This window comes from Mesorhizobium sp. M4A.F.Ca.ET.090.04.2.1 (assembly GCF_003999085.1).
Taxonomy (GTDB): Bacteria; Pseudomonadota; Alphaproteobacteria; order Rhizobiales; family Rhizobiaceae; genus Mesorhizobium.
Genome location: NZ_RZOT01000529.1, coordinates 1 through 4,275, shown reverse-complemented (window position 1 = coordinate 4,275; position 4,275 = coordinate 1). Strand labels below are relative to the sequence as shown.

At 64.1% G+C, this 4,275-nt stretch carries 6 protein-coding genes; 4 read left to right on the top strand and 2 right to left on the bottom strand.

Annotated features, from left to right (window positions below; all coding sequences use genetic code 11):
- Positions 1-32: 32 nt before the first annotated feature.
- A complete protein-coding gene (locus EN781_RS34550; protein WP_189347889.1) occupies positions 33-170 on the bottom strand; it encodes a hypothetical protein in 138 nt (45 codons plus the stop codon).
- A gap of 272 nt (positions 171-442) precedes the next feature.
- Here EN781_RS34550 and EN781_RS27355 point away from each other — a divergent pair, with 272 nt between their 5' ends.
- The 4 genes from EN781_RS27355 to EN781_RS27340 all read left to right on the top strand — a co-directional run bounded on the left by EN781_RS27355 (position 443) and on the right by EN781_RS27340 (position 3,870).
- Positions 443-1,174 (top strand): rhomboid family intramembrane serine protease, encoded by a 732-nt coding sequence (locus EN781_RS27355; protein WP_126054362.1) that lies wholly within the window; start codon positions 443-445, stop codon positions 1,172-1,174.
- A 105-nt stretch (positions 1,175-1,279) separates the two neighbouring features.
- Entirely contained in the window at positions 1,280-1,711 is a 432-nt protein-coding gene (locus EN781_RS27350) for a CBS domain-containing protein (RefSeq protein WP_126054363.1), read from the top strand.
- 166 nt (positions 1,712-1,877) lie between these two features.
- Positions 1,878-3,377: an Asp-tRNA(Asn)/Glu-tRNA(Gln) amidotransferase subunit GatB gene (gatB, locus tag EN781_RS27345; RefSeq protein WP_126054364.1), complete on the top strand. Its 1,500-nt coding sequence runs from the start codon at positions 1,878-1,880 to the stop codon at positions 3,375-3,377.
- Between the two features lie 4 nt (positions 3,378-3,381).
- Positions 3,382-3,870 carry a GNAT family N-acetyltransferase gene (locus tag EN781_RS27340; protein WP_126054365.1) on the top strand — a complete coding sequence of 163 codons (489 nt, stop codon included), beginning with the start codon at positions 3,382-3,384 and terminating at the stop codon, positions 3,868-3,870.
- A 47-nt stretch (positions 3,871-3,917) separates the two neighbouring features.
- Here the strand turns inward: EN781_RS27340 and EN781_RS27335 are convergent.
- Positions 3,918-4,275, bottom strand: a 358-nt coding sequence (locus EN781_RS27335) for a pantoate--beta-alanine ligase (RefSeq protein WP_145965647.1), incomplete at its 5' end; no start/stop codon positions are given.

The window sequence follows — 4,275 nt, the reverse complement described above, 5'->3', positions numbered from 1 at the left end:
GCGCTGGGGGCGGAGGGTGATAGTCGCCTTTGTCACCTGTCATATTCCATGGTCGCCAGCCCGGCATTGCAGTCCGGCGAATAGACGATGCCATTGGCATCGACGAACACGTTGGTCGACTGGATTGCTTGCCGGCCGGTTGGGGCGCTTGTCAGCGTCTCGGAGACCAAGCTGCGACGCCGGCGGCGAGAGTCAACGAGAGGATATGCTTGATCATGTGGAGACCCCTTTGAAATCGGCCGCATTCTAGGGAGGAGTCTTGCTGCTTCCGAGAACGCGCGTTGCGAGTTTCGCGAACGCCAGAGCATTTCCACTTTGTCTCCTTTCGGGTTCTTAGCAAATGACGGCGAGGCTGCGGCCGCACGCTTTGGGAAACAGAATTGTTTCAACCCGGGCGCCCTTGCTCTAAAGCTCGCCGATCGAATCCCAGGATGCTTTGTCAATGAGCGAGCCGGTTAGCCCTTCGGAAATCGAACAGCAGGACGATGCGCCGGAACCGCGCCGCGAACCGGTGTTCAACCTGCCGTCGGTGGTGCTGGCGGTGATCGGCATCTGCATTGCCGTTCATCTGGTGCGCGTCTACCTACTGACCGACGACCAGGATTTCGCCCTGCTGGTGCGGGCGGCGTTCATCCCGATCCGCTATTCCGGCCGTTATGACCTCGAGGTTTATGCCTTCACCAGCCCCTTCACCTATGCGTTCCTGCATGGCGGCTGGGCGCATCTCCTGATCAACATGGTGTGGCTGGCGGCGTTCGGCTCGCCGCTGGCGAACCGTTTCGGCGCGCTTCGCTTCGCGCTGTTCTTTGCGGTGACGGGGCTTGCGGCGGTGGCATTGTTCTATGTCCTGCACCCGCTCGGCGAGGCGCCGCTGGTCGGCGCTTCGGGCGCGATTTCCGGCATGATGGGGGCGGCGGCGCGCTTCGCCTTCCGCATCGACCGTTCGTCGGGCAGAGGCGCCTTTGCCGGCGCGCCCTTGCCGATGACGGAGGTGTTCCGCTCGCGCGGCGTCGTCACTTTCCTTGGTGTCTGGATGGTGATCAACCTCGTCACCGGCCTGATAGGCTTTGCTCCAGGCGTCGACGGACAGATCGCCTGGGAGGCGCATATTGGCGGCTTTGTCGCCGGCTTCTTCGGCGTGCGCGCTTTCGACCGCCGCCAGCCGCTGGAGTGAGCCGCGCCGCACTTGAAATGCAAACAATCACGGCGCACCATGTTCACCGGAACGTGAATGCCGGTCAGGGCAGGAACCGGCAAGCAACAAGCTGAGGAGGACGCCATGACTGTTAAGGCAATTCTCGAGAAGAAGGGCCATGACGTGTTGACGCTCGGGCCGAACGAAAAGCTGAGCGAGGCCATCCGCATCCTGACCGAACACAGGATCGGCGCGCTGGTCATCACCAATGGCGACCACAAGATCGTCGGCATCCTCTCCGAGCGCGACATCGTGCGCGTGCTGGCCAAGGAAGGTGCCGCGGCGCTCGACATCGCGGTACGTTCGGCGATGACGCCGAAGGTGAAGATCTGCAACGAGAACCACACCGTCAACGAGGTGATGGAGATCATGACCAAGGGTCGCTTCCGCCATCTGCCGGTGGAAAAGGATGGCCTGCTCTACGGCATCGTGTCGATCGGCGACGTCGTCAAGCGTCGCATCGAGGATGTCGAGCGCGAGGCCGAGGAGATCAGGGCCTATATCGCCACCGCCTAGCAAACGTGGCGAGAACCGCCGGCCGCTGCCGGCCGGATAGGCGAAAGCGGCCGAAAAGGCCAGCGCGCGGCTTTGCGCTTGTCTCGCCGGGCGGTTTGCACTAGCGAAGGCCAACACCCAAATTCGCGAAAATCGCAATTCTCGCGAGCCACAAGCGCAGGCCACCATGAGCATCATCGATACCCGCACCCCCGACGCAAAACGACTGATCCCCGGCGCCACCGGCGACTGGGAAGTCATCATCGGTCTCGAAGTGCATGCCCAGGTGACCTCGGAGGCGAAGCTGTTTTCCGGGGCGTCGACCTCGTTCGGCGCGGCACCCAACGCCAATGTCAGCCTGGTCGACGCGGCGATGCCCGGCATGCTGCCCGTCATCAACGAGGAATGCGTCAAGCAGGCGATCCGCACCGGCCTTGGCCTGAAGGCCGAGATCAACCACAAGTCGGTTTTCGACCGGAAGAACTATTTCTATCCGGACCTGCCGCAGGGCTACCAGATTTCGCAGTTCAAGCAGCCGATCGTCGGCGAGGGCAAGGTCATCGTCTCGGTCGGCCCGGACCGCCAGGGCGAGTTCGAGGACATCGAGGTCGGCATCGAGCGGCTGCATCTGGAACAGGACGCCGGCAAGTCGATGCACGACCAGCATCCGACCATGTCCTATGTCGACCTCAACCGTTCCGGCGTGGCGCTGATGGAGATCGTCTCCAAGCCGGATATGCGCTCGGCCGACGAGGCCAAGGCCTATGTGACCAAGCTGCGCACCATCGTGCGCTATCTCGGCACCTGCGACGGCAACATGGACGAAGGCTCGCTGCGCGCCGACGTCAACGTCTCGGTGCGCAGGCCGGGCGGCGCATTCGGCACGCGCTGCGAGATCAAGAACGTCAACTCGATCCGCTTCATCGGCCAGGCCATCGAATACGAGGCGCGCCGGCAGATCGCCGTCATCGAGGATGGCGGCACGATCGACCAGGAGACGCGGCTGTTCGACCCCAACAAGGGCGAGACGCGCTCGATGCGCTCCAAGGAAGAGGCACATGACTACCGCTATTTCCCCGACCCGGACCTTCTGCCGCTGGAGTTCGACCAGGCCTATGTCGACGCGCTGGCCAAGGATCTGCCGGAACTGCCCGACGACAAGAAGGCGCGGTTGATCGCGGCGCTCGGCCTGTCGACCTATGACGCCTCGATCCTGGTGTCCGAAAAGCCGATCGCCGACTATTTCGAGAAGGTGGCCTCCGGCCGCGACGGCAAGCTCGCCGCCAACTGGGTGATCAACGATCTGCTTGGCGCTCTCAACAAGGCCGACAAGGACATTGAAAATGCTCCAGTTTCGCCCGAGCAGCTCGGCGCCGTCATCGATCTGATCAAGGAAGGCACGATCTCCGGCAAGATCGCCAAGGACCTGTTCGAAATCGTCTGGAACGAGGGCGGCGATCCGCGCCAGCTCGTCGAAAGCCGCGGCATGAAGCAGGTCACCGACACCGGCGCCATCGAGAAGGCGGTGGATGAGGTGATCGCCGCCAATCCGGACAAGGCCGACCAGGCCCGCGCCAAGCCGACCATGGCCGGCTGGTTTGTCGGCCAGGTGATGAAGGCGACCGGCGGCAAGGCCAATCCGCAGGCGGTCAACGACCTCGTCAAGGCCAAGCTCGGAATCGAATAAAGCGATGTTCGTCCGTACCGCCAGCGAGCGCGATCTTGTTGCGATCCGCGCGCTGCTGGTCGAGACGTGGCACGCGACGTATGACGCCATTTACGGCGCCGAGCCGGTCGGGGCGCTCACCGACGAATGGCATTCGATCGCCTCGCTCAAGGCCCGGCTGACGCGGCCGAACTCCGAATTCCTGGTCGCCGACGACGGCAGGCGACTCGGCGGCATGGCATTCGCCGCCGCCACTACCGACCCGAAGATCGTCCTGTTGAACCAGCTTTATGTGCACCCGTCCTGCCAGCGGCAAGGGATCGGCAAGGCGCTGCTCGATGAGGTCGAGGCCAGCTTTCCGGAAGCGAACAGGCTGCGCCTCGAGGTGGAGGAAGCCAACGCGGGGGCGATCGCCTTCTACCGGTCACAGGGATTTGTGGCCGCCGGCGAAACCAAGGATTGCGGCGGCGGTTCCGGGCTGCCGGCGCTGGTTTTCGAGAAGCCCCTCGGATAGTCAGCGCGGGAGACAGCGGCGCGGGCGAAAGGTCTGACCGCGCGCAGTCAGGGCGGCGACATGACGGCAGGAATCTCCACATTGTCGATCAGCCTGGTCGTGCCGAGCCAGACGGCCGCGAGCACGCGGCCGTCGCGGTCGCGCCGCCAGGGGGCGAGCGTCAGGCTTTCACGCGCCGCGACATAGTCCACCTTCCGGAAGCCTGCCTCGACAAGCGCTTGCCGAGCCGCGTGGGCCGCATCGGCTTCGTCGGCACCCGCGGCGAGCGCGGCCGCAGTCCGGCGCAAAACGACATTCAGCTTGCGAGCGACCGCAAGTTCCTTCTCGCCGAGATAGGCGTTGCGCGAGGACATGGCGAGGCCATCCGCATCGCGCACAGTCGGTGCGCCGACGATGGCGACGGGC

Excerpts from the sequence above, each read along its gene's own strand:
- EN781_RS27350 (WP_126054363.1), top strand. The coding sequence starts at position 1,280 with ATGACTGTTAAGGCAATTCTCGAGAAGAAGGGCCATGACGTGTTGACG.
- EN781_RS27340 (WP_126054365.1), top strand. The coding sequence starts at position 3,382 with ATGTTCGTCCGTACCGCCAGCGAGCGCGATCTTGTTGCGATCCGCGCG.
- gatB (WP_126054364.1), top strand. The coding sequence starts at position 1,878 with ATGAGCATCATCGATACCCGCACCCCCGACGCAAAACGACTGATCCCC.
- EN781_RS27355 (WP_126054362.1), top strand. The coding sequence starts at position 443 with ATGAGCGAGCCGGTTAGCCCTTCGGAAATCGAACAGCAGGACGATGCG.